Raw genomic sequence first — 24953 nt, forward strand, 5'->3', positions numbered from 1 at the left:
CGCAGGGAATGCCGGTTGAATCGGCTTTGCCTGTGGTACCTGCCGCCTGCATTCTTTTCGCAGGCGGGCCATGGGTGAGGCCTTCACCCGGCATTCCCTGCGCCCTCTGCGTTCTCGCGAGGGACACGATGATCGCAGACCTCGGGCATCATGTGCCGCGAGACTACCCTGACATGTCCACTACCCGCCTAGCTGTTTGAACCGTGAATCCGCGTTCTTGCCCCGCCGTCGTCCCGGACAAGCCGCGACGTGCGCCAGCACGCCGCGGCGCCGATCCGCCGCAGCAGACATGAGGGGCGAGATGCTAATGACTATCCTGCCTCAAACCAATCCCTGTGGTTGTGGATCCCGGCGTTCGCCGGGATGACAGCGGTGATTGTTGAGGCGATGTCGCCTCCCACAGGCACCGTCATTGCGAGCGAAGCGAAGCAATCCAGGGCTGAGTGCGTGACTCTGGATTGCTTCGTCGCTTCGCTCATCGCAATGACGGCGGCGAGGTGTGTGCCCAACAACTCACGCCACGCCCTGCACGAACAGCGCGAACGGCTCCTCGACCGTCTTGCGCAGATGCTCGCGATAGAAGGCATAGTGCGGATCGTCAGTCCCAAGTCTGCCGAAGCTCGGCTCCACCACATTGCGCAGCGGAAGCAGCGCAATGGGCGCGGCGATCGGCGTCAGCAGCGAGCCGCGGCCCGCCAACAGCGTCGTGATGATGCCGTACATCTCGCCGGTGATGGTCGGCCGCGACACGGTGATCAGGCGGTGCTGACCGTGGCGGTTGGTGACGAGGTAGACGAAGCCGGACTGGTTGGGCACGGCGACCTCGCCGAATTGCGTGAACGCCGCATCGAGCCGCGCGCCCTCGCGAAACACCAGCGACGACGCCGCATCGTCCCAGACGATGTCGGTGCGGTACGCATAGATGGCGTCCTTGTCGCCAAAGGACGGTCGCAGCGTGACGTAGGTGCCCTCGATCCATTCCACCGCCCGCCGCGAATAGGAGCCGAGACTGTCCGGCGCGATGCCGCCGCTGGTGGCAGGCGCGGCGAGAGGCGCGTTCGGCGTCTTGCGCAGGGACATGCCGAGCGCCTGCTCCAGCCGGACGATGGTCGCCAGCGTGAACGGGCGGCGGCCCCCGAGCGCCTTCTCCAAGGTGGACAGGCTCAGCTTGGCCTGCTCCGCCAGCGCTTGCCGCGACATCCGCCGCCGCGCGATCTCCTCGCGGATGGTCTCCGCGACCTGCCGGCTCTGCTCGTCGGAAAGCTCGCTGTTGTCCGGGTTCGACATCCTGTCCCCTGCCGCGTGATGCGCTCCTCTTCTAGCAGACGGACAAATCGGCACAAACCCGGACAGATCAGCCGCGCTCTCGACCGCCGCCGGACAGACGCGGGCGGGCCGCGGCCAAACAAGACCGACCATTCCGCTCGCGGCGCCGACGCGCTGCGCTCAGTGTCGGCAGGCCGAAATTGTTCGTTGCGGAGCCAATGATGAGCGAGACGATCGACCACGATATCAGAAGCAGCGCCCATCCGGTCCGATCGTGGATCGTGACCATGCTGCTGTTCCTGCTGCTGCAAGCCGCCGCCGTGCTGCTGGTCGGCTTCACGGCGCTGTTTCTCAGCATCACCCCTGGCTGGTCGGCCGAAGGGCCGCTGGCCCCGCTGACCAAGCCAGGCGATGCCCGTTCCGGCGCGCTGCTATTCAAGTCCGACGCCGGCTATACCGAGGCACCGCGGCTTGGGATCGACGTCGACGTGGTCGTCTCGGGTCCGACCGCGCGGGCGCGCGTGACGCAGCTGTTCAGGAACACCAGCTCGCAATGGATGGAGGCGGTCTATGTCTATCCGCTGCCGCCGGACAGCGCCGTCGACACGCTGAAGATGATCGTCGGCGATCGAATCGTGGTCGGCGACATCAAGCCGCGCCAGCAGGCCAAGGTGATCTATGAGCAGGCGAAGCGCGAGGGCAAGACCGCGGCATTGACCGAGCAGGAGCGGCCGAACATCTTCACCAACTCGCTCGCCAATATCGGCCCCGGCGAGACCGTGTTGGTGCAGATCGAGTATCAGCAGCCGGTGGCACAGAGTGGCGGCGAATTCTCGCTGCGGGTGCCGCTGGTCGTGGCGCCGCGCTACAATCCGGCGCCGATCGTGCAGAGCGTCGATTTGCGCCCGGGCGGCAACGGCTGGGGCGCCGCTGCGAACGATCCGGTACCGGACCGCAACCGCATCTCCCCGGAGGTGCTCGATCCGGCCAAGAACGACCCGGTCAATCCAACCAGGATCGCGGTGCGGCTGCAGGCCGGCTTTGCGCTCGGCGAGGTCAAGAGCCACCATCACCAGGTGACCATCGACAGCCCCGATGCGAAGACGCGAGTCGTTACCCTGGCCGAGGGCGTGATGCCGGCCGACCGCGACTTCGAGCTGACCTGGAAGCCGGCCGCTGCGGCGATGCCGTCGGTCGGGCTGTTTCACGAGCAGGTCGGCGACGCCGACTATCTGCTCGCCTTCGTCACCCCGCCCGCGGTGGCGGCGACCACGCAGCGTCCGCAGCCGCGCGACGTCATCTTCGTGATCGACAATTCCGGATCGATGGGCGGCACCTCGATCCGCCAGGCCAAGGCCAGCCTGCTCTATGCGCTCGGACGGCTGCAGCCCAATGACCGCTTCAACGTGATCCGCTTCGACGACACGATGACGGTACTGTTTCCCGCCTCGGTGCCGGCCGATGCCGAGCATGTCGGCAACGCCACCAGCTTCGTCGGCGCGCTGGAGGCGCGCGGCGGCACCGAGATGGTGCCGGCGATGCGCGCAGCGCTGACCGACGACGGCAGCGACTCCGAGCGCGTGCGCCAGGTGGTGTTCCTCACCGACGGCGCCATCGGCAACGAGCAGCAGTTGTTCGAGACCATCACGGCGATGCGCGGCCGCTCGCGCATCTTCATGGTCGGCATCGGCTCGGCGCCGAACACCTATCTGATGACGCGCGCCGCCGAGCTCGGCCGCGGCGCCTTCACCCATATCGGCTCGGTCGAGCAGGTCGAAGAGCGCATGCGCGATCTGTTCGCCAAGCTTGAGAATCCGGTCGTGACCGGGCTGAGCGCCACGTTCTCGGAAGCGTCGGCCGACCTCACGCCGGCCGTGCTGCCGGACGTCTATCGCAACGAGCCGCTGGTGCTCGCCGCCAGGATCGACCGCCTCGTCGGATCACTGCAGCTGAAGGGCCGCATCGGCGACCAGCCCTGGACGATCACCTTGCCGCTGACAGGCGCCGCCGAAGGCAAGGGTCTCTCCAAGCTGTGGGCGCGGCGCAAGATCGGCGATGCCGAAGTGGCCAGGACAATGCGGCAGATGACACCCGAAGAAGCCGACGGTGCCATTCTCAAGCTGGCGATGGAGCACCAGCTGGTGACCCGCCTGACCAGCCTCGTCGCCGTCGACAAGACGCCGCGGCGCCCGGACGGCGAGCCGCTCAGGTTGGCGGAGCTGCCGATCAACCTGCCCGCCGGCTGGGATTTCGAGAAGGTGTTCGGCGAGCGCAACCGTCTGCCGGCGATGCAGAAGGACCGCGGCGCCGAAGCCGACGGCGACATCCAGCTCGCCGCGCTGAAGCGACCTGTGGTGCCGGCGGCGCCCGCCACGATCACGCTGCCGAAGACGGCAACCGATGCCGAGCTCAGCATGCTGCTCGGGCTGGGGATCCTGATGCTCGAACTGATCTGGCTCGCCGCCCTTCGGCGGCGGGCTGCCAACTAACTAACGGCGTCATTGCGAGGAGCGAAGCGACGACGCAATCCAGGGGCGACACGACGGCTCTGGATTGCTTCGCTCGCAATGACGGATGGAGAGACGATGCCCCGCTTCCTCATCCCACTCGCGATCGCCCTGGCCGGCCTCGCCCTGTTCGGCCACGGCGCCCTCATCCACGCCAAGGCGATCGTCGCGCAGGTGCTGCTCGACCGCGCGTTCAGCGAGACGATCGCAACGGGCCGGCCGGTCAAGCCGTGGTCCTGGGCCGACACGGTCCCGGTGGCGCGGATCGAGGTGAAGCGCCTCGGCGTCTCCACCATCGCGCTGGCCGGCTCCAGCGGCCAGGCGCTCGCCTTCGGCGCCGGCCATGTGGAAGGGACCGCCGAGCCCGGCGAGCCCGGCATCGCCGTGTACTCCGCGCATCGCGACACGCATTTCCGCTTCCTGCGCGATGTCCGGATCGGCGATGAAATCGACGTGGTCAGGCGAGACGGCAAAGCCTTCCGCTACCGCGCCGATGCCGCCCGTGTCGTCCGCTTCGATGCCTCGGGCATCGATCCGGCGACTGACCGCGCCGAGCTGGTGCTGTCGACCTGCTGGCCATTCGACGCCCTGACACAGGGGCCGGAGCGTTATGTGCTGCACGCCACGATGATCGCTGCGGGCAAATGAACGGGAGCGTGGCCGCTCTTGGGAACCAGGCGACGAATGCCCATTTGTCACCCTGCCGTCCCCGCGGAATGATCCCACGGGGACGGCAAGGTCCACATCTCAAGCGCTTTCGACATGCATTCCCAGGTCCAATATCTGCCGATCACGCCGGCCTTCTTCGCCATCCTGGTGCTGGCGTTCGGCGTCCTGATCGTCCTGATCCAGCTCGGCATCCTGCGCTACGCCTACATGAAGCTCGGCGTCAGCTCGGGCATCGCGATGCTGCTGCTGTTCGGATCGCTGATCGGCAGCTATTTCAACATTCCGATCACCATGCTGCCCGGGCAGGTCGCGCGCTCCGGCGAGATCATCGACTTCTTCGGCATGCAGTATGTCGTGCCGCTGGTGCATCAATGGCCTGGCACCCTCCTCGCCGTAAATGTCGGCGGCGCCGTGATCCCGACGATCATGTCGACCTATCTCATGTTGCGCTACCAGCTCTGGCTGCGCGCCGCGATCGCGGTGCTGGTGATCGCTTTGATCATCCACGCGATGGCGACGCCGGTGCAGGGCGTCGGCATCGCCGTGCCGGTGTTCGCGCCGGTCGTCGTGACCGCGATCCTGGCGTTCCTGCTGTCGCGCGAATATGCCGCGCCGCTGGCCTATATCGGCGGCTCGATGGGGACGCTGGTCGGCGCCGACCTGATGAACCTCGACAAGATCGGCAGCCTCGGCGCGCCCGTGGCCTCGATCGGCGGCGCCGGAACCTTCGACGGTATCTTCCTGACCGGGATTCTCGCGGTGCTGCTCGCGGGCCTCGCCGCCCCGTCCCGGCCTGGGCTCGCGCGCTGAGCTTCCAACCGGGAGACATAGCGGCTAAAATCGAGCAGAGGCAGCAGTGGGCACGGAATGCGCGCGATCAATCTCATCGTCGGAACCCTGACGATCGCGGCCGTCGCGGCCGGCATCAGCGGCGTCCTGATCAAGCAGAAGGCGCGGATCGCCCAGCAGCGCAGCGTCATGCGGGTCGTGTTCGACGGCGGCTCGGCCGCGGGCCTGCGCAAGGGCGGCCCGGTGAATTTCGATGGCGTGCAGGCCGGGCAGATCCTCTCGATCAATCTCGAAAGCCCGCGCAAGATCGTTGCCATGATCACGCTCGACAATTCCGCGCCGATCCGCAAGGACACCACGGCCGGCATCGAGTTTCAGGGCCTCACCGGCATCGCCGCGATCTCGCTGGTCGGCGGCGCGCCGACGGCGCCGCCGGTGCCGCTCGATCGCGACGGGGTGCCGGTGCTGACGGCCGACCTCAAGGACCAGGAGACGATGGTCGAGACGGTGCACAACGTCGACAAATTCATCGTCAGCAATGCACCGGCCATCAAGGAGGCGCTGCAGACCTTCGAATCCGAGACCGCCTCGCTGCAGGAGAAGACCGCAGCGATCGACGCCGCGATCGACAAGGCCGAGGATGTGTTCAAGGGCTTCGACACCCTCGTGACCAGGATCGACGGCGCCATTCCCGGCTTCGCGGACGGCAATCCCGGACAGCTGTTCGATCAGATCAAGTCGATGCGCGAGCTCGTCGACAGCTTCAGGCGCAAATCAGCCAAGGTCATCGACGAGAGCCGCAAGACGCTCGTGGACATCAGCGACGGCGCCAATGCGATGACCGTCAAGTTCGGCGGCCAGCCGGCGGGTCCGGGTCCGCGCCGCGTGCCGGCGTCACGCTGAGGGGCGGGCGCGCCGCCCCTCGCGCTCAATGGCTGATCATCCACGGCCGCGCCGTCGGAAAGCCCTTGGCGCCGCTCCTGGACTTGGTCATCAGCCGCGGCGGCTTCTTCGGCGAGCAGCAGCCGCAGCCCGGCCCATGCTTGGCCTTGTACTCGGCCACCGTCTGCGGCGCGTGGCGGCTGCGCTCGTTGGTGGCCTGCGCCGTGCGCCGCTCCGCGGGCATGCAGGCGAAGGCGGGTGCGGTGAGGATCACGCGCGGCGCCATGTCCTGGCATTGCGGACAGACCTGCGGCTCATCACATTCAGCCATCGGGCGCATGTCGGTGAATGGTCCGCATGTATCACAGAGATATTCATAGACCGGCATCGTCTCGTCTCCTGCGCAACAATCATCTCCATCTCACGCGGCGGATGCGGGGCGGCCAAATACGCAGCCGTCCCGCCTCCATCGCGCAGGGAGACCGCTATTTGTCCGGCGAGATCGGCATCTGGATGTCGCCCGTGATGTGCTTGATCGGCCCCGCCGCCGATGGCATCACGTCGAAGTCGAAGATCTCGGTCGGCAGCCACAGAGTGGCGCAGGCATTGGGCACGTCGACCACGCCGGAGATGTGGCCCTGCACCGGCGCGGTGCCGAGGATCGAATAGGCCTGGGCGCCGGAGTAGCCGAACTTCTTCAGATACTCGATGGCATTGAGGCAGGCCTGGCGATAGGCGATGTGGACGTCGAGATAGTGCTGCTTGCCGGCCTCGTCGACCGAGATGCCTTCGAAGATCAGGTAGTCCTTGTAGTTCGGCGTGATCGGCGACGGCTTGAAGATCGGGTTCTTGATACCGTACTTTGCAACGCCGTCCTTGATGATGTCGACCTTGATGTGCAGCCAGCCGGCCATCTCGATGGCGCCGCAGAAGGTGATCTCGCCGTCGCCCTGGCTGAAGTGCAGGTCGCCCATCGAGAGGCCGCCGCCCGGCACGTAGACCGGGAAGTAGATCTTCGAGCCGCGCGACAGGTCCTTGATGTCGCAATTGCCGCCATGCTCGCGCGGCGGCACGGTGCGGGCGCCCTCGGCGCCGATCTTGGCCTTGACGTCGCCCTTGGCCTGGCCGGCGTGCGCGGTCGGCGCGAACGGAGGATTGGCGAGGCCGGGCACGCGGGTCGGGTTGGTCGCGATCAGCGCGGTCTCGCGCTCGTTCCAGGTCGCGAGCAGCTTCGGATCGGGCAGACAGCCGATCAGGCCGGGATGGATCAGGCCGGCGAAGTTCACGCCGGGCACGTGACGCGACGAGGTGTAGAGACCCTTGATGTCCCAGATCGACTTCTGCGCCAGCGGGAAGTGATCGGTCAGGAAGCCGCCACCGTTCTGCTTGGAGAAGAAGCCGTTGAAGCCCCACAGGCTCTCCTTCAACGGACCGACGTCGAGCAGGTCGACGACCAGCAGGTCGCCCGGCTCGGCGCCCTTGACGCCGATCGGCCCCGACAGGAAGTGCACGATCGACAGGTCGATGTCGCGCACGTCATCGGCGGAGTCGTTGTTCTTGATGAAGCCGCCGGTCCAGTCATAGGTCTCGATGATGAAGTCGTCACCCGGATTGACCCACTCCACCATCGGAATGTCAGGGTGCCAGCGGTTGTGGACCTTGTCGTTCTCATAGGCCGACTTGGTCAGATCGACCTTGATCAGTGTGTCTGGCATCAGAAGCTCCCCTTTTTCCTTGCTTGGACGGAGTGGTTAGACGGACAGATATTTCGAGACCTGCGCGGCATCGACGGAGGCGCGCGGATCGTCGCGGACGATCTCGCCGTTCTCGATCACCAGCACGCGGTCGGCGATATCCAGCGCGAAGCTCAGCACCTGCTCGGAGACGACGATCGACAGCCCCTTCTCGTCGCGGATGCGCTTCAGGGTGCGCGCCATGTCCTTGATGATCGACGGCTGGATGCCTTCGGTCGGCTCGTCGAGCAGCAGCACCTTCGGCTTAGTGGCGAGCGCGCGCGCGATCGCGAGCTGCTGCTGCTGGCCGCCGGAGAGGTTGCCGCCGCGGCGGCCCTTCATCTCCAGCAGCACCGGGAACAGCTCGTAGATGTCGCCGGGCACCTCGGAGTCGCCGGAGACGACGAGGCCGGTCTCGATGTTCTCCTTCACCGTCATGGTCGAGAAGATCATGCGGCCCTGCGGGACGTAGGCGAGGCCCTTGGCGACGCGCTCATAGCTCTTCAGGCCGGACAGCTCGGTGCCGTTCATGTCGATGGAGCCGCTCTTGGCGGGCAGGATGCCCATCAGCGACTTCATCAGCGTGGTCTTGCCCATGCCGTTGCGGCCCATGATCGCCACGATCTCGTTGGGCGCGACCCTGACGTTCAGGCCATGCAGCACCTCGCTCTGGCCGTAGGCGACATGGAGATCGGAGATTGCGAGCATCACGCCTGCTCCCTGTTAGTGAGTTCGACGAGCTGTCTGTTCTCCCCTCCCCCTTGCGGGGAGGGGTTGGGGGTGGGGGTGGCTCCGGGCGAGACTGCCGTTGTGGACCCCCACCCCCGACCCCTCCCCGCAAGGGGGAGGGGGGCGCAGCGGGGGCGTGGATGGAGTGATTTCCCGAACATCGGATCAGTGCCCCAGATAGACTTCGACGACCTTGGGATCGTTCTTGACCCGCTCCATCGTGCCCTCGGACAGGATCTGCCCCTGGTGCAGCACGGTGACCTTGTGCGCGATGTCCTCGACGAACTTCATGTCGTGCTCGATGACCAGCACCGACCGGTCCTTGATGATGCGGTTGAGCAGTTCGGCGGTCTTGGCGCGCTCGCTGACGCTCATGCCGGCCACCGGCTCGTCGAGCATCAGGAGGTCCGGGTTCTGGATCAGCAGCATGCCGATCTCCAACCACTGCTTCTGGCCGTGGCTGAGCTCGGCCGCCGAGGTCTTGAGACGATCCTTCAGGAAGATCATCTCCGCGACCTCCTCGACGCGATCCTTCACCACGGCGTCGCGCTGGAAGGTCAGCGAGCCGAACACGGTGCGGCCGCGCGGGAACGAGATCTCGAGATTCTCGAACACGCTGAGATCCTCGAACACCGACGGCGTCTGGAATTTGCGGCCGACACCCGCCTTGACGATCTCGTTCTCCCGCAGCTTCGTCAGCTCCTTGCCGCGGAACTGGATCGAGCCGGAGGTCGCTTTGGTCTTGCCGCAGATCAGGTCGAGCACCGTGGTCTTGCCGGCGCCGTTCGGGCCGATGATGACGCGGATCTCGTTCTCTTCGACATAGAAGGAGAGATCGTTGACCGCCTTGAAGCCGTCGAAGGAGACCGTGAGCGCTTCGACCGCGAGCAGGAAGTCCTTGGGCTGATGACCGATGAGCATCGCTGTCTCCTCACTCTGCAGGGGCGCCGTTGGCGACCAGGCCGCCATTGCCGGATTTCTTGGTGCGGGAGGCCAGCAAGCGGTCGATGCGCGGCTGCACATGGTCGCCCCAGATGCCGGCGAGGCCGTTCGGGAAGGCGAGCACGACGGCAATGAAGAGAGCGCCGAGGCCGAACAGCCAGAGCTGCGGGAAGGTCTCCGACAGGCTGGTCTTGGCGAAGTTGACCAGGATCGTGCCGTAGACCGCGCCGAAGATCGACAGCCGGCCGCCGACCGCGGTGTAGATCACCATTTCGATCGAGGGCACGATGCCGACGAAGGACGGCGACATGAAGCCGACTTCCAAGGTGAACAGGGCACCGCCGACCGCGGCGAAGACCGCGGCAGCGCAGAAGGCAAAGATCTTGAAGTTGGCGACGCTGTAGCCGGAGAAGCGGACCCGGTCCTCCTGCTCACGCATCGCCACCAGAATGCGGCCGAGCTTGGTCAGGCGGATGAACTGCGCCACCAGGATGGCGACGAACAGCAGGAACACTTCGACGAAGTAGAGGATGAGCTTGGCGTGATCGGTGCGGATGTCCCAGCCGTGCAGGGTGCGCAGGTCGGTGATGCCGTTGATGCCGCCGGTATAACCCTGCTGTCCCACGATCAGGATGGTCAGGATGGCCGCGATCGCCTGGGTGATGATCGCGAAGTAGACGCCGCCGACGCGCCGCTTGAACATCGCCGCACCGATGATGAAGGCGAAGATCGCAGGCACCAGGATGATCGCCGCCAGCGCGAACGGGAAGCTCTGGAATGGCTTCCAGAAGAACGGCAGCTGCGTCAGCTGATTCCAGTCCATGAAGTCGGGAATGCCCGGCGTCGACTGGATCTTGGTGTTGGCGACGCTGGAGGCCTCCAGCTTCAGGAACATCGCCATGCAGTAGCCGCCGAGGCCGAAGAACACGCCCTGCCCCAGGCTGAGAATGCCGCCATAGCCCCAGCACAGCACGAGGCCGATCGCGACGAAGGCGTAGGTGAGATATTTGGCGACCAGGTTGAGGCGGAACACATCGAGCGCCAGCGGCAGGATGACCACGAGCAGGAGCAGCAGCGAGACGAAGCCGATGAGTTCTGAGCGGTTGAAAAAGCGCGAGTTGATGATCATGACCGTGCTTTCTTGTTGGGCTGTCGGAACTGGCTCACTTGCGGACCTTGAGGGCGAACAGGCCCTGCGGCCGCATCATCAGGATGGCGACGATCGCAAGCAGCGTGAGCACCTTGGCCATCGAGCCGGACATGAAGAACTCCATGGTCGACTGCGCCTGGGAGATGGTGAATGCGGAGGCGATGGTGCCGACCAGGCTGGCGGCGCCGCCGAACACGACGACCAGGAAGGTGTCGACGATGTAGAGCTGTCCGGCCGTCGGACCCGTCGAGCCGATCATGGTGAAGGCCGAGCCCGCGACGCCGGCGATGCCGCAGCCGAGGCCGAAGGTGTAGCGGTCGACCTTCTCGGTGTTGATGCCGACGGCGCCGGCCATCACGCGGTTCTGCACCACGGCGCGCACCTGCTTGCCCCAGCGCGACAGGAACAGGACGTAGGCCACCACGATCGTGATCAGGATGGTCAGGCACATCACGAACATGCCGTTGATCGGGATCTGGATGGCGTCAGTCGCCTGCCAGGAGCCCATCATCCACTCGGGCAGCTCGACGCCGACCTCGCGCGCGCCGAACACCGAACGATAGGCCTGCTGCAGGATCAGGCTGAGGCCCCAGGTCGCGAGCAGCGTATCGAGCGGCCGCTTGTAGAGGCGGCGTATCATCGCCCATTCGACCAGCATGCCGAGCGATCCGGAGGCGATGAAGGCGAATATCATCGCGACGAAGAAGTAGCCGGGAAACAGCGAGGGGAGGAAATGCTGGAAGGCGTTCGACGTCATCCAGGTGACGTAAGCGCCGAGGATCATGAACTCGCCATGCGCCATGTTGATGACGCCCATCTGGCCGAAGATGATGGCGAGCCCCAGCGCCATCAGCACGTAGACCGAAAACAGGATGAGGCCCGCGAAGCCCTGCATCGCGAAGATGGCCCCGAGGTCGCCGATGGAATAGTCACCGAACATGATCCGTCCTCTCGTGATGCCCTGCTGCAAAATGGATCGGCGCCGGCACAGCGTGTCCGCAGCCAAGATCGTTCCCTCCCCCTTGTGGAGGAGGGCTAGGGAGGGGGGCCTCCACGACGAGCTGTGGGTGGGGTACCCCCTCCCCACCCCTCCCCCACAAGGGGGGAGGGAGCGCACTTCCCGCGCAGCAGCGTCAGCGATCTCATTCGCCTGTTGCTATGAGACGCGACAGATCAGCTTACTGGTAGCCCTTCGGGAACGGATCTGGCTCGACCAGGTCGGCGGTTTCGTAGATCAGCTCGTACTGACCGTCCGCCTTGGCGCGACCGACGCGGGTCTTGGACCAGAGATGGTGGTTCTCGTGGATCCGAACATAGCCTTCCGGCGCGCCCTTGAACTCGATGCCAGGCGAGGCGGCGGCGACCTTGTCGATGTCGAAGCTGCCGGCCTTTTCCACCGTCAGCTTCCACAGCCACGGACCGAGATAAGCGGCTTGCGTCACATCGCCAATGACGGTCTTCTCGCCCCACATCTTCTTGAAATCGGCGACGAAGGCCTTGTTGTTCGGATTGTCGAGCGACTGGAAGTACTTCATGCAGGCGTAGGCGCCCGCGATGTTCTCGCCGCCGATGCCGTCGATTTCGTCCTCGGTCACAGAGATGGTGAGCAGCGTCTGCTTCGACATGTCGATGCCGGCCGCCTTGAGCTGCTTGTAGAACGCGACATTGGAGCCGCCGACGATGATCGCGTAGATCACGTCCGGCTTGGTCAGCTTGATCTTGTTGATGACCGAGTTGAACTGGGTGTGGCCGAGCGGGAAGTATTCCTCACCGACGACCTTGGCGCCCTGCAGATGGCCCTCGATGTGCTTGCGCGCGATCTTGTTCGAGGTGCGCGGCCAGATGTAGTCGGAGCCGAGCAGGTAGAAGGTCTTCGCGCCCTTGGTCTTGTTGACCCAGTCGAGGCCGGCGATGATCTGCTGGGTCGCCTCTTGACCGGTGTAGATGACGTTCTTCGACTGCTCGAGGCCTTCGTAGAAGGTCGGATAGTAGAGCATGCCGTTGTACTGCTCGAACACCGGCAGCACCGCCTTGCGCGAGGCCGAGGTCCAGCAGCCCATGACGGCGGCGCATTTGTCGTTGACCAGCAGCTTCTTGGCCTTCTCGGCGAAGGTCGGCCAGTCGGAAGCGCCGTCCTCCTGGATATACTTGATTTTGCGGCCGAGCACGCCGCCGGCGGCATTGATCTGCTCGATGGCGAGCTTCTCGGCCTGCACCGAGCCGGTCTCCGAGATCGCCATCGTGCCCGTTACCGAATGCAGAATGCCGACGGTGACTTCGCTATCCGTGACTGCAAGGCCGGTGGTGTTGACTGCAGAGGTTGCAGGGCCGGCGCCGAAGGACGGCCGCGGCATCATGGCGAGCGCCGGGATCGCGGCCATTCCCATCAGCAATTGGCGCCGAAGTGGCGACTTCAGGCCCTTTTTGGTTTCGTCTGACATGAGCACCCCATTCATTGGTTCGAGGACACGCGTTGGGTCGGACGAAGGATGGCGCGCTTTGTGCAACGCACGGATACGCAAGATTGCGTATACTGCACCGCAAAAGCGCGACGTAGGCTCTGCGTAGGTCCTGCGAGCGGCAGGACAAGGCGTGCGGGCGAACCGCTTCGCGTGAGGAGTTCGAGAGTGGCAGGGCGGCAGCGGATCGACCGCGTCAGGCGCCAATACAACCAGTGGGTCGCCAACCAGACGTTGGAGGACTATGCACTCCGCTTTACGGCCAAGAGCGCGCGGCGCTGGTCCGCCGCCCGCGTCGCCAACACGGCGTTGGGCGCGATCTCGTTCCTCGCACTTGAGGCGATCGGCGGCACCATCACCTTGAACTACGGCGTCACCAACGCGACCGCCGCGATCCTGGTCGCCAGTGTGATCATCTTCTGCTGTGGCCTGCCGATCGCCTATCATGCGGCCAAATGCGGCATCGACATCGATCTGCTGACCCGCGGCGCCGGCTTCGGCTATATCGGCTCGACCATCACCTCGCTGATCTACGCGTCGTTCACCTTCATCTTCTTCGCCATCGAGGCGGTCATCCTGGCTTCGGCGCTGGAGATGTGCTTCGGCATTCCCCGGCCGATCGGCTATCTCATCAGCGCCGTCGTCATCATCCCGCTCGTCACCTACGGCATCACGCTGATCAGCCGCTTCCAGCTGTGGACACAGCCCCTGTGGGTCGTGCTGCACATCCTCCCCTTTGCCGCGATCGCCTATGCCAGCCCGCACTCCTTCGTCGAATGGCAGCAGTTTCCCGGCGAGCACGGCGATCCCATGGGCCATCTCGATCTGGCGCTGTTCGGGACCGCCGCGGCGGTCGTGTTCTCGCTGGTCGCCCAAATCGGCGAGCAGGTCGACTTCCTGCGTTTCCTGCCGCGTGACCGCCGCACGTCCAAACGGTCGTGGTGGATCGCGCTGTTGTCGGCTGGCCCCGGCTGGATCGTGCTCGGGGCACTGAAGCTGCTGGCAGGCTCGTTCCTCGCCTTCTTCGCGCTGAGCCACGGAGTCTCCGCCGACCACGCCGCCGAACCGGCGCACATGTATCTGGAGGCGTTCCGCTACGTGTTGGCCCGGCCGGATTTGGCGCTTGCGTTGACCGGCACCTTCGTGATCGTCTCCCAGATCAAGATCAACGTCACGAACGCCTATGCCGGCTCGATCGCCTGGTCGAACTTCTTCTCGCGCCTGACGCACAGCCACCCCGGCCGCGTGGTCTGGCTCGTGTTCAACGTCGTCGTCGCGCTGCTGCTGATGGAGATCGGCGTCTACAAGGCGCTGGAGCAGACGCTGGCGCTGTACTCCAACATCGCGATCTCCTGGGTCGGCGCTCTCGTCGCCGACCTCGTGATCAACAAGCCGCTGGGCCTGCGCCCGCCGCAGATGGAGTTCAAGCGCGCCCATCTCTACGACATCAACCCGGTCGGGGTCGGCGCGATGACGATCGCGACGATCGTCTCGATCAGCGCCTTCTATGGCCTGTTCGGGCCGACCGGAAAGGCGCTGTCGACCTTCGTCGCGCTCGGCGTCGCGCTCGTCACCGCGCCTGCGATCGCCTATCTGACCGACGGCAAATACTATCTGGCACGCAAGCCGAAGCGGAGCTGGCAGAACATCGAGCAGATCCAATGCTGCATCTGTGAGCATCACTTCGAACCGGAGGATACCGCCTCCTGCCCGGCCTATGCCGGTCCGATCTGCTCGCTGTGCTGCTCGCTCGATGCCCGCTGCCACGACCTGTGCAAGCCGCACGCGCGGGCCCAGGCTCAGGTCGCAGCGGCGCTCAGCGGCATGCTGCCAGAGTCGTTGCTGGCCAAGTTCAACTCGCAGCTCGGCCATTATGTCGGTGTATTTCTGACATCGGCCGGGCTCGTCGCGCTGACGCTCGGCATGATCTATCTGGAGACGTCGGCGGCGCTGCCGGGCTTCAAGGGCATCATCTCCGATGTGCTGTGGAAGGTGTTCTTCGCCCTCTCCATCATCATCGGTGTCGTGACGTGGCTGTTCGTACTGGCCCAGCAGAGCCGCCGTGCGGCCGAAGACGAGACGCGGCGGCAGACCCAGCTGTTGATTCAGGAGATCGAGGCGCACAAGCGCACCGATGCAGAGTTGCAGCGCGCCAAGGAAGTTGCGGAATCAGCCAATCTCGCCAAGAGCCGCTATGTGGTCGGCCTCAGCCATGAGCTGCGCTCGCCGCTGAACGCGATCTCCGGCTATGCGCAACTGCTCGAGCAGGACACGAGCCTCGCACCGAAGCCGCGGGACCAGGTTCGCGTCGTCCGCCGCAGCGCCGATCATCTGTCCGGCCTGATCGACGGCATTCTCGACATTTCCAAGATCGAAGCCGGGCGGCTGTATCTGTCGCGCGACGAGGTCCGTCTCAGCGAATTCCTGGATCAGCTCGTGGGCATGTTCCGATTGCAGGCCGCGGCGAAGGGCGTCGACTTCGTGTTCAAGCGGCCGGCGGTCCTGCCGCTGGTCGTCTATGCCGACGAGAAGCGGCTGCGCCAGATCCTGATCAACCTGCTGTCGAATGCCATCAAATTCACCGGGGAAGGCAGCGTCCAGTTCGTCGTGCATTATCGGAGCCCGGTGGCCGAGTTCGAGGTGATCGACACCGGCCCGGGCATCCAGCCCGACGATCTGGAACGCATCTTCGCGCCCTTCGAGCGCGGCGCGCTCGGGGTTGCGCAGCCGCAGACAGGTACGGGGCTCGGCCTGACGATCAGCCGTCTGCTCGCCGGCGTCATGGGCGGCGACATCAAGGTCGTGAGCAAAGTCGGCGCCGGCAGCACGTTCAAGGTCAAGATCCTGCTGTCCGAGGTGACAAACCCGACGCGGCATGCGCCGGTGAAGGCGCCGGTGGCCGGCTATCTCGGGCCGCGCAGGACGATCCTGATCACTGACGATGATCCTGTGCATCGCGACCTCCTGCGCGAGGTGCTGACGCCGCTCGGCTTCATCCTGCTGAGCGCGCCCGACGGTCCCGCCTGCCTCGCGCTCGCACAACACTGCCAGCCGGATCTGTTCATTCTGGACATCTCGATGCCCGGCATGGACGGCTGGACAGTGGCCGAGACCTTGCGCAACAGCGGTCATCATCAGGCCCGGATCCTGATGACATCTGCGAGCGCGCTCGAAGCGCACGGCCGGCCGTTGGCGCAACCATTTCACGACAGCTACCTGATGAAGCCGATCGACATCCCAAGGCTGCTGGAGGCAATACGTCAGTTGCTGAAGCTCGAATGGAGCTACCAGACCGACACGCCCGTGGCCCCGCCACGCTGGCGGCCGGACACCGGATCCCGGCCGCCGCTCAAATATGTCGAAGAGCTGATGAGCCTCGGCCAGATCGGCTACATCAGGGCCATTCAGCTCAAGCTCGACGATATCCGCAACGCGCATCCCGAGCATGCCGACTTCGTCGCCCAGATGCGCACGCTCATCGACCGCTTCGATCTCGATCAGTACATGGCAACTCTGAAGACCTTGCACGCCTATGAGCATTGACAGCAAGAAGCGCGACGTCGCGCTTGTCGTCGACGACTCGCCGGAGACGCTTCGGCTGCTCACCGACGCGCTGGATGGGGCCGGCATGACCGTCATGGTTGCGCTCGATGGCGCCGCGGCCATGCGCATAATCGACCAGATCACGCCGGACATCATCCTGCTCGATGCGGTCATGCCCGGCATGGACGGCTTCGAGACCTGCCGCAAGCTCAAGCGCGAGACAGGCCTCTCCAACGTCCCTGTGATCTTCATGACCGGGCTCGCCGACACCGAGCACATCGTGCAGGGACTGGAGGCCGGCGGAGTCGACTACGTCACCAAGCCGATCGCCGTCTCCGAGATGCTGGCGCGTATCCGCGTGCATCTCGCCAACGCCCGGATGACGCAGAGCGCGCGCGCCGCGCTCGACGTCTCCGGCCGCTTCCTGCTCGCCGTCAACCGCGACGGCCGGCTGATGTGGGCGACGCCGCAGGCCCAAAAGCTGTTGTCGGACAGTTTTGGCGCCGCGGAGGAGCTCGTGCTGCCCGAAGCGCTGCGGCTCTGGCTGGATCAGGCACAGAGCGGCAAAGGCGGTGCGAAGGCCGCCGCTTCGATCCCGGATCATCCCGAACTGCGCCTCTACTACATGGGCGGAGCCGGGCCCAACGAGTTCCTGCTGCGGCTCGCCAAGGAGTCCTCCGGTGAGCTGCCCAAGCAGTTCTCCAGCGCGTTTGGTCTCACCACGCGCGAGGGCGAGGTGCTGTCCTGGCTCTCCAAGGGCAAGACCAACCGCGACATCGCGCAGATCCTGGGACTGAGTCCGCGCACGGTCGACAAGCACCTCGAGCAGATCTACGCCAAGCTCGGCGTCGAGAACCGCACCGCCGCCGCGGCTGTCGCGACCGGTGTGGCGCGGCGGGAGGGATGAGGCGGGCCGACCAGCGTGCCCCAACCATCACTGTCGTCCCGGGCAAGCCCTGCGGCGGCGAAGCGCCGGCGGGCGCCGACCCGGGACCTATACCGCGTGATGTCGCTTGAGGCAGGACGAAAGTTGACGTTGTGCCCAGCACACCTGCCGGTGGCTATGGATCCCCGCTTTCGCGGGGACGACGCCGTCTTTGGAGCGGCACACCGGCCGTTCAAAGCTCACCCATACACGAACGCCGGATCATCCAGATCGATCGCAGGAATCTGATCCTTCTCGCTCCAGTAGTCCTGGCTGTGCTGCCACTCCGGCTTGTCGCCACGCTTCGGCAACAGATGCATGTTGCGCATCATGTAGCCGGGGTTGAAATTCTCCGGATCGATCCATGGCAGCAACGGCATGTTGTGATCCTCCGGGCGCAGCGCCGGCACGACCTTGCTCACACCTTTTTCCTTCATGTGCGCGAGCAGGCGGCACACGAAATCCGCGACGAGGTCCGTGCGCAACGTCCAACTGGCGCGGAAATAACCGAACACCCAGGCCAGGTTCGGCACGCCGGTGAACATCATGCCGCGATAGGTCACGGTGTCGGCGAAGTCGAGCGGCTTGCCGTCGATCGTAAACGCGATGTCGCCGAGCACGCAGAGATCGAAGCCGGTCGCGGTGATGATGATGTCGGCCTTGAGCTCGTCGCCGGACTTCAGCTTGATGCCGTCTTCCGAGAACCGCTCGATCTCGTCGGTCACGACCGAGGCCTTGCCGCTCTTGATGCCCTCGAACAGGTCGGCATCGGGCACGAAAGCGATGCGCTGCCGCCACGGGCGGTAGCTCGGCGTGAAGTGCTTGGCCGTATAGTCGGGTCCGAGGATGGCGCTGATCTGCCCGATCAGCTCCTTCTTGACCTGCTCGGACTCGGTCAGGCAGCGCTTGGTGAACCAATCCTGCTCGAACAGGATCTTGCGCCTGACGATCTCATGGATCCATTCCTCCTTCACCCGCAGTCTCCGCAGCTCCTCGGCCAGCTCGATCGCATTGCGGCCGACGCGGAAGTAGGTCGGCGACCGCTGCAGCATCGTCACATGCGCGCATTGGCCGGCGATCGACGGCAGGATGGTCGCGGCCGTCGCACCGGAGCCGATGACCACGACCTGCTTGCCCGTGAGATCGAGATCCTCGGGCCACAGCTGCGGATGGACGATGCGGCCCTTGAACTTCGCCATGTCCGGCCACTCCGGCGTGTAGCCCTTGGAGTGGCGGTAGTAGCCCTGGCACATCCAGAGGAAATTCGTTGTATAGGTGACGGGCTCGTGATCCCTGCCCTTCACCGCTTGAACCGTCCAGAGACTGGTCGCGCTCGACCAACTCGCGGACAGGATGAGGTGGCCATAGCGAATGTGGCGGCCGAGGTCGTTCTCCTCGATCACGTCGCCCATGTAGTTGAGGATCTCTTCCGCGGTCGCGATCGGCGGCCCGACCCATGGCTTGAAGCTGTAGCCGAACGTATGCAGGTCGCTGTCGGAGCGGATGCCGGGATAGCGGTGCGTCCGCCAAGTGCCGCCAAAGCTGTCCTGGCTCTCCAGGATCACGAAGCGCTTGTCGGGCATCTGCTTGGTCAACTGATAGGCGCTGCCGACACCGGAGATGCCGGCGCCGACGATCAGCACGTCGAAATGTTCGGTCGCGTGAGAGGACGCGGCCTCCCGGATGGGCGCGATGACGTTCATGGGAGTCCCTGGGCTTTGGTCTTGATGTTGTTTCCTCGCGCGACAGGCTGAACCCGATCACGACGATGGTCAACCCGCGACCGCGAGCCGCAACCCAGCCCTGAACGATCTCAATTTCCGCTGAGCGGCATGCCCCATTGCCGCGCGGTCTGTGCGACCCAATCGCGATACAGCGTGAGCGGCGTGACGCCGGTCATGCCGCCGCAGCCGTCGCCGAGATTCGGTCCGGTCGACCATGAGATGACGCCGATCAGCACCTGACCTTGCGGCTGCGTCTCGAAAGCAGGCCCGCCGGAGTCGCCGGTGCAGCCGCCCAATCCGGGCCGCACGCCTTGCGTCGCCGGATCGACGAGCCGGATCTGCAGCGTGCCCGGTTTGCCCGCCGCAACCAACACGGCCCCACGCACCACGCCGCCGCTCTTGCCGTCGCCGGGAATCGCGACGCCGATCCCTGCGACCGTGAACGCGTTGCCGGCGGCAAGCGGCGGCTGCGGCACGCCGAGCGCCACCGGCACGCGCGCCTCCGCGGGCGCCTCCAATTCCAGCAGCGCGACATCGGCGGTGGCGCGATGCGCCACGATGGCCTGCACGCTGAAGCTCGGATGCACCGCCACCCGTCGGACCGTCTTGAGAACCGGCTTGCGGTCACGATCGTATTCCACGATGCGGTAATCGAGCCCCGGCTGCACGCAATGTCCGGCGGTCAGCACCAGCTTCGGAGCAATCAGCGCGCCGCTGCAAAAATTGCCGCGCGAGCCGACGATCGTGACCACGGAGCGGCCGATGCCATCATTCAGCGCTGGCGCATTGCCGACGATGGCAAGGATTGGCGATGGCGCCAGCAGGACGGCGGCTGCAATGATTGCGTGAGACGGCTTCATCGCGGCAGCAATAGCGGCTGCCGCCGAGGTCGCCAAGTGCGGCGTCCCGTGCTAGCGATCATCCGGGGATCGAGGGAGGACGGGACTGACATGGTCGAGGCGGTGATCTTTGATTTCGGTGGCGTGATGACGACATCGCCGTTCGAGGCCTTCGCGCGGTTCGAGAAGGAGCGCGGCTATCCCGTCGACATCATCCGCAACACCAATGCTGCCAATCATCTCGAGAACGCCTGGGCGAAATTCGAGCGCGCCGAAATCGACCTCGAGACGTTTGATATGTTGTTCGCCGAGGAGTCGCTGGCACTCGATGGCGCAGCGGTCAGCGGGCGCGAGGTGCTGCCGCTGCTCGCCGGCGATCTCCGGCCCGACATGGTCGAGGCGCTCCGACGCATCAAGGCGGAATGCAAGACCGGCTGCATCACCAACAATCTCCCGGCGAACGCAACCGGCAGCCAGGGCGGCCGCTCGTTGTACGTCGCGGAAGTGATGGTGCTGTTCGATCACGTGATCGAATCGGCCAAGATCGGGCTGCGCAAGCCCGATCCCCGGATCTACCAGATGATGACCGAGACGCTCGGAGTCAGCCCCACGGACTGCGTCTACCTCGACGATCTCGGCATCAACCTGAAGCCGGCGCGCGAGATGGGCATGACCACGATCAAGGTCGTCAGCGCATCGCAGGCGATTACGGAGCTGGAAGCCGCGACGGGACTGCGCCTGCGCTGATCGTCATTGCGAGGCGCTCCTGCGCCGAAGCGAGCCGGAGGCTTCGCGGGATTCTGGGTTGCTTCCGCCTTCGCCCTTTGGGCTTCGGCGGACACGTCGCTGCGCTCGCAATGACGAGGATCTCAATAGTTCGTCTGTTTGGCCCGCTCCGGAAAAGCCGCCGCCAGTGCTGCGCCGTCGGCCCGCAGCACGCCACGTTCGGTGATCAGCCCGCTCACCAGCCGGGCCGGGGTGACGTCGAAGCCGTAGTTCGCGACTGGCGATCCCGGCGGCACGATGCGCACCGTCTCGATGCGGCCGTCGGCGGTGCGGCCGGTCATCTCGGTCACTTCCTGGGCGCTGCGCTGCTCGATCGGGATCTGCCGTCCCTCGGCAACGGCAAAGTCGATCGTGGGCGACGGCAGCGCGACATAGAACGGCACACCATTGTCATGCGCGGCCAGCGCCTTCAGATAGGTGCCGATCTTGTTGCAGACGTCGCCATTGGCGGCGACGCGGTCGGTGCCGACGATGGCGAGATCGACCATCCCATGCTGCATGAGATGGCCGCCGGTGTTGTCCGGGATGACGGTATGCGCCACACCGTGATGCCCGAGTTCCCAGGCAGTCAGCGAGGCGCCCTGATTGCGCGGCCGGGTCTCGTCGACCCAGACATGGATCGGAATGTCGCGATCGTGCGCGAGATAGATCGGCGCGGTCGCCGTGCCCCAATCAACGGTCGCAAGCCAGCCGGCATTGCAGTGGGTCAGCACGTTCACGACTTCGCCCGGCTTCTTGCGCGCCGCGGCCGCCTCGATCAGCGCGAAACCGTGCGCGGCGATGCCCTGGTTGATCGTGACGTCCTCGCCGGCAATGTCGACGGCGCGGGAATAGGCCGCATCGCGACGCTCCGACGGCGCCAGCCGGCGCAGCATGGTGCTCATCGTGTCGAGCGCCCATTTCAGGTTGATCGCCGTCGGCCGCGTCGCGATCAGCATCTCGTAGGCGCGGTCGATGCCGGGATCGGAGCGGTCGTCGCGCATCGCCAGCGCCATGCCGAACGCGGCGGTAGCGCCGATCAGCGGCGCACCGCGGACCAGCATGCCGCGGATCGCGTCAGCCGCCTCCTCGCATGTCGTGATCTTCGCCACCACGAACTCGTGCGGCAATCGGCGTTGATCGATCGCGCAGACCGACCAGCCGTCGGAGTCGAGCCAGATGCTGCGATAGTGCCGGCCGTCCACCTTCATGTTCGATCCCCCTCAGCCGTGCAAGATACGGCCTGCGACCGCATCGAGCTTCTTCAGAAGCTCGGGATCGCGCGCCTCCGGCGCAGTGATCAAGGCTGTGTCGAGCGCACGGTCGGAGCCGATCGGGCACGGTTCGTGCTCGCGCGGAAACTCGCGGGCGAGCCGCGCGACCAGTGATTTGGCCTTGTCGGCGTTGGTGGTGAGCACCCGAATGATGTCCTGCACGGTAACGGCGTCATGATCCGGATGCCAGCAGTCGAAGTCGGTCACCATTGCGACCGTCGCGTAGCAGATCTCGGCCTCGCGGGCGAGCTTCGCCTCCGGCATGTTGGTCATGCCGATCACCGAATAGCCTGACGCCTTGTAGGTCATGCTCTCGGCATAGGTCGAGAATTGCGGCCCCTCCATGCAGACATAGGTGCCGCCGCGCGCGATCGCGATGCCTTCCGCCTCGGCCGCCCCCGCCAGATGAATGCGCAACCGCGGCGAAACCGGATGCGCCATCGACACGTGGGCGACGCACCCCTTGCCGAAAAACGAGCTCTCGCGCTTGTAGGTGCGATCGACGAACTGATCGACCAGCACGAAGGTGCCCGGCGGGAGCTCTTCCTTGAACGAGCCGCAGGCCGACAGCGACACCAGGTCGGTGACACCAGCGCGCTTCAACACGTCGATGTTGGAGCGGTAATTGATGTCGGAGGGGGACAGTCGGTGTCCCTTGTCATGGCGCGGCAGGAACACGATCGGCAGGCCCGCGATCGTTCCCCGGCGTACCGGCGCCGACGGCTCACCCCAGGGACTCGCGATCACCTCTTCGCGAGCATCTTCCAGTCCCGGCAGATCATAGATGCCCGAGCCGCCGATAATGCCAAGCACAGCCTTCGTCATGACGTCCCCATCTCCAACGGAGACGAGAATGCCAGCTTTGCGACGAATTGAAAACAGCGACGCGGTGATCCGTGGGGCGTGGCAACTGGATCAGGCAGCCTTGGCTGCCGCCAGCTGACCGCTCACCAGACGCTCCAGCGTGGCGACAGACTGGAAGTTCTCCGGCGTGATCAGCTCCTGCGGAATGGTGAAATCGAACTCCGCCTCAAGCGCCAGCATCAGGTTGACCATGTCCATGGACGTCAGCCCGATGTCGACGAGCTTTGCATCCGCCGTCACGTCGGCGGCCGTGGCGTTCTGCGCGAGGATATCGCGCACGAGCGCCACGATCCTGTGACTGACATCGACATCGAAACTCGGCATGGGGACCTCTTCACTCGCGGCTTGTTCGGGCACGTCGGATCTGATCGACGCTCGCGCAGGGAGATAATGCAATTCGGCGTCGAAAGAGTTACGCCGCATCCCGTTCCAAGTCTGAACTCGTCTTAACGCTAACGGCTTGGTCCAGAATTCTCGGACCAAAACAACCAGGAATTAACCCCCACCCGTCGATGGCGCGGCGTTTACCCTGAATTTCGTCGACGTATTTGAATCAAATCCATACCCTGCGTGCAGCCCAAAGAAGGCGCAGTGCATCTGTCCTGATCTTGCGAGGACGCACGTGCCGATCTCTCAACGAGACACAATCCGGAGTATCGATCGGTCATGACTCTCCAGGGAACCGCGCTTCGAAACCCGATCCCCGACGATGGCGAGAGCCTCCTGCTCGATCGCAGCGACTTGTTCCTGCAGCGGACCGCCGCTGTTGCCGCGCAGGCCGCCGCGGAAGCCGACGAGGTCGACCGTGACGGCCGCTTCCCGAAGGCCGCAATCGATGCGTCGCGCGAGCACAAGCTGCTCGGGATGCAGATTCCGGTCGAGTTCGGTGGCTTCGGTGCCTCGATTCACGACATTGCCGATGCCTGCTATGCGCTCGGCCGCGCCTGCGCCTCCAGCGCCATGATCTTCGCCATGCACCAGACCAAGGTCGCCTGCCTGGTGCGTCACGGCCGCGGCAGCGCCTACATGGAATCCCTGATGCGCCGTATCGCATCCGAGCAGCTGCTGATGGCCTCGTCCACCACCGAGGGACAGAACGGCGGCAACATCCGCGCAAGCGCTGCGGCCGTCGGCCACGAGAATGGCCGCATCTCGCTGAGGCGCGACGCCACGGTCATCTCCTATGGCGCGGAAGCCGATGGCCTCGTCACGATTGCCCGGCGCGCCGACGGCGCCGCCGCCTCCGATCAGGTGCTGCTGGCGCTGACCAGGGACGACTACACGATCTCGCGCACCCTTGGCTGGGAAACGCTGGGCATGCGCGGCACCTGCTCAACAGGATTCGCGCTCGAGGTGAGCTGTCCCTCCGACCGAATGTTCACCGAGCCCTATGAGCGTATCCACGGCCAGACGATGACGCCGTTCGCACATCTGTGCTGGTCGTCGGCCTGGGCCGGCATCGCTGCGGCTGCCGTGGAGCGCGCTCAGCGCTTCCTGCGCAAGGCCGCACGCGGCGCCGGCGGACAGATGCCGCCGGCGGCTGCGCACTACACCGCGGCGAAGATGGCGCTGGCCCGGCTGCGCGCAATGATCGTCACCAACATGGATGCCTTCGTCGCCCATGAGTATGACGAGCGGGCGCTGGGCTCGCTCGACTTCCAATCCTCCATCACGCTGTTGAAGGTTCAGGCCTCTGAACTTGCCGTCGAGACCGTGATGCATGCCATGCGCGCCTGCGGTCTCTCGGGCTATCGCAACGACGGCGAGTTCTCGATCGGCCGCCACCTGCGCGACGTTCTGTCGGCGCCGATCATGATCAACAACGACCGTATTCTCGCAAACATTGCCACGGCCAACTTGATGAGCACGGTACCGACTTCGCTCCATGAATGA

The 24953-nt window shown here is 65.1% G+C and carries 21 protein-coding genes; 8 read left to right on the forward strand and 13 right to left on the reverse strand.

Going from position 1 to position 24953, the window contains the following annotated elements; translation table 11 throughout:
• Positions 1-513 precede the first annotated feature (513 nt).
• On the reverse strand, positions 514-1287 hold the full coding sequence (locus QW881_RS32150) for a helix-turn-helix transcriptional regulator (protein ID WP_315759539.1): 774 nt from the start codon (positions 1285-1287) through the stop codon (positions 514-516).
• Positions 1288-1487: 200 nt separating this feature from the next.
• On the opposite strand from QW881_RS32150, the gene QW881_RS32155 reads away from it, so the two are divergent.
• The 4 genes from QW881_RS32155 (at position 1488) to QW881_RS32170 (ending at position 6134) form a co-directional block, all read left to right on the forward strand.
• A complete protein-coding gene (locus QW881_RS32155; RefSeq protein ID WP_315759540.1) occupies positions 1488-3755 on the forward strand; it encodes a marine proteobacterial sortase target protein in 2268 nt (755 codons plus the stop codon).
• A 96-nt stretch (positions 3756-3851) separates the two neighbouring features.
• Positions 3852-4421 carry a class GN sortase gene (locus tag QW881_RS32160; protein WP_315759541.1) on the forward strand — a complete coding sequence of 190 codons (570 nt, stop codon included), beginning with the start codon at positions 3852-3854 and terminating at the stop codon, positions 4419-4421.
• 114 nt (positions 4422-4535) lie between these two features.
• Positions 4536-5252: a DUF1614 domain-containing protein gene (locus QW881_RS32165; protein WP_315759542.1), complete on the forward strand. Its 717-nt coding sequence runs from the start codon at positions 4536-4538 to the stop codon at positions 5250-5252.
• Positions 5253-5309: 57 nt separating this feature from the next.
• Complete coding sequence (locus QW881_RS32170) at positions 5310-6134, forward strand: MlaD family protein (RefSeq protein ID WP_315759543.1); 825 nt, start codon at positions 5310-5312, stop codon at positions 6132-6134.
• A gap of 25 nt (positions 6135-6159) precedes the next feature.
• Here the strand turns inward: QW881_RS32170 and QW881_RS32175 are convergent, their stop codons facing one another.
• The 7 genes from QW881_RS32175 to urtA form a co-directional block, all read right to left on the reverse strand.
• Positions 6160-6501, reverse strand: a complete 342-nt coding sequence (locus QW881_RS32175) for a zinc ribbon domain-containing protein (protein WP_315759544.1) — start codon at positions 6499-6501, stop codon at positions 6160-6162.
• Between the two features lie 97 nt (positions 6502-6598).
• Entirely contained in the window at positions 6599-7828 is a 1230-nt protein-coding gene (gene fmdA / locus QW881_RS32180; protein ID WP_315759545.1) for a formamidase, read from the reverse strand.
• A 36-nt stretch (positions 7829-7864) separates the two neighbouring features.
• Positions 7865-8554 (reverse strand): urea ABC transporter ATP-binding subunit UrtE, encoded by a 690-nt coding sequence (urtE, locus tag QW881_RS32185; protein ID WP_315759546.1) that lies wholly within the window; start codon positions 8552-8554, stop codon positions 7865-7867.
• A gap of 186 nt (positions 8555-8740) precedes the next feature.
• Positions 8741-9496 (reverse strand): urea ABC transporter ATP-binding protein UrtD, encoded by a 756-nt coding sequence (gene urtD / locus QW881_RS32190; RefSeq protein WP_315759547.1) that lies wholly within the window; start codon positions 9494-9496, stop codon positions 8741-8743.
• A gap of 10 nt (positions 9497-9506) precedes the next feature.
• The gene (gene urtC / locus QW881_RS32195) at positions 9507-10646 is read right to left on the reverse strand and encodes an urea ABC transporter permease subunit UrtC (RefSeq protein ID WP_315740602.1); all 1140 of its coding nucleotides are present in this window, start codon (positions 10644-10646) and stop codon (positions 9507-9509) included.
• A gap of 34 nt (positions 10647-10680) precedes the next feature.
• Complete coding sequence (gene urtB, locus QW881_RS32200) at positions 10681-11607, reverse strand: urea ABC transporter permease subunit UrtB (RefSeq protein WP_315759548.1); 927 nt, start codon at positions 11605-11607, stop codon at positions 10681-10683.
• Positions 11608-11845: 238 nt separating this feature from the next.
• A complete protein-coding gene (gene urtA / locus QW881_RS32205; protein ID WP_315740604.1) occupies positions 11846-13108 on the reverse strand; it encodes an urea ABC transporter substrate-binding protein in 1263 nt (420 codons plus the stop codon).
• A 186-nt stretch (positions 13109-13294) separates the two neighbouring features.
• Here urtA and QW881_RS32210 point away from each other — a divergent pair, with 186 nt between their 5' ends.
• The gene (locus QW881_RS32210) at positions 13295-16669 is read left to right on the forward strand and encodes an ATP-binding protein (protein ID WP_315759549.1); all 3375 of its coding nucleotides are present in this window, start codon (positions 13295-13297) and stop codon (positions 16667-16669) included.
• Complete coding sequence (locus QW881_RS32215; protein WP_315759550.1) at positions 16659-17576, forward strand: response regulator transcription factor; 918 nt, start codon at positions 16659-16661, stop codon at positions 17574-17576. The genes QW881_RS32210 and QW881_RS32215 overlap by 11 nt, the downstream gene beginning before the upstream one ends.
• Positions 17577-17794: 218 nt before the next feature.
• Here the strand turns inward: QW881_RS32215 and QW881_RS32220 are convergent, their stop codons facing one another.
• Both QW881_RS32220 and QW881_RS32225 read right to left on the reverse strand, forming a co-directional pair.
• Positions 17795-19297: an NAD(P)/FAD-dependent oxidoreductase gene (locus tag QW881_RS32220; RefSeq protein WP_316159242.1), complete on the reverse strand. Its 1503-nt coding sequence runs from the start codon at positions 19295-19297 to the stop codon at positions 17795-17797.
• Positions 19298-19407: 110 nt separating this feature from the next.
• Positions 19408-20178 (reverse strand): S1 family peptidase, encoded by a 771-nt coding sequence (locus QW881_RS32225; protein WP_409999053.1) that lies wholly within the window; start codon positions 20176-20178, stop codon positions 19408-19410.
• A gap of 90 nt (positions 20179-20268) precedes the next feature.
• Between QW881_RS32225 and QW881_RS32230 the strand changes: the two genes are divergently transcribed.
• Positions 20269-20904 (forward strand): HAD-IA family hydrolase, encoded by a 636-nt coding sequence (locus QW881_RS32230; protein ID WP_316159243.1) that lies wholly within the window; start codon positions 20269-20271, stop codon positions 20902-20904.
• Between the two features lie 122 nt (positions 20905-21026).
• On the opposite strand, the gene mtnA is transcribed toward QW881_RS32230, so the two are convergent.
• The 3 genes from mtnA to QW881_RS32245 all read right to left on the reverse strand — a co-directional run bounded on the left by mtnA (position 21027) and on the right by QW881_RS32245 (position 23384).
• The gene (mtnA, locus tag QW881_RS32235; protein ID WP_315717039.1) at positions 21027-22133 is read right to left on the reverse strand and encodes an S-methyl-5-thioribose-1-phosphate isomerase; all 1107 of its coding nucleotides are present in this window, start codon (positions 22131-22133) and stop codon (positions 21027-21029) included.
• Positions 22134-22145: 12 nt separating this feature from the next.
• Entirely contained in the window at positions 22146-23021 is an 876-nt protein-coding gene (locus QW881_RS32240) for an S-methyl-5'-thioadenosine phosphorylase (protein WP_315759554.1), read from the reverse strand.
• Positions 23022-23111: 90 nt separating this feature from the next.
• Positions 23112-23384 carry a phosphopantetheine-binding protein gene (locus tag QW881_RS32245; RefSeq protein ID WP_315717167.1) on the reverse strand — a complete coding sequence of 91 codons (273 nt, stop codon included), beginning with the start codon at positions 23382-23384 and terminating at the stop codon, positions 23112-23114.
• Positions 23385-23726: 342 nt separating this feature from the next.
• On the opposite strand from QW881_RS32245, the gene QW881_RS32250 reads away from it, so the two are divergent.
• On the forward strand, positions 23727-24953 hold the full coding sequence (locus tag QW881_RS32250) for an acyl-CoA dehydrogenase family protein (protein WP_315759555.1): 1227 nt from the start codon (positions 23727-23729) through the stop codon (positions 24951-24953).

The sequence above is a fragment of the Bradyrhizobium sp. SZCCHNS3016 genome, assembly GCF_032484535.1.
Lineage (GTDB): Bacteria > Pseudomonadota > Alphaproteobacteria > Rhizobiales > Xanthobacteraceae > Bradyrhizobium.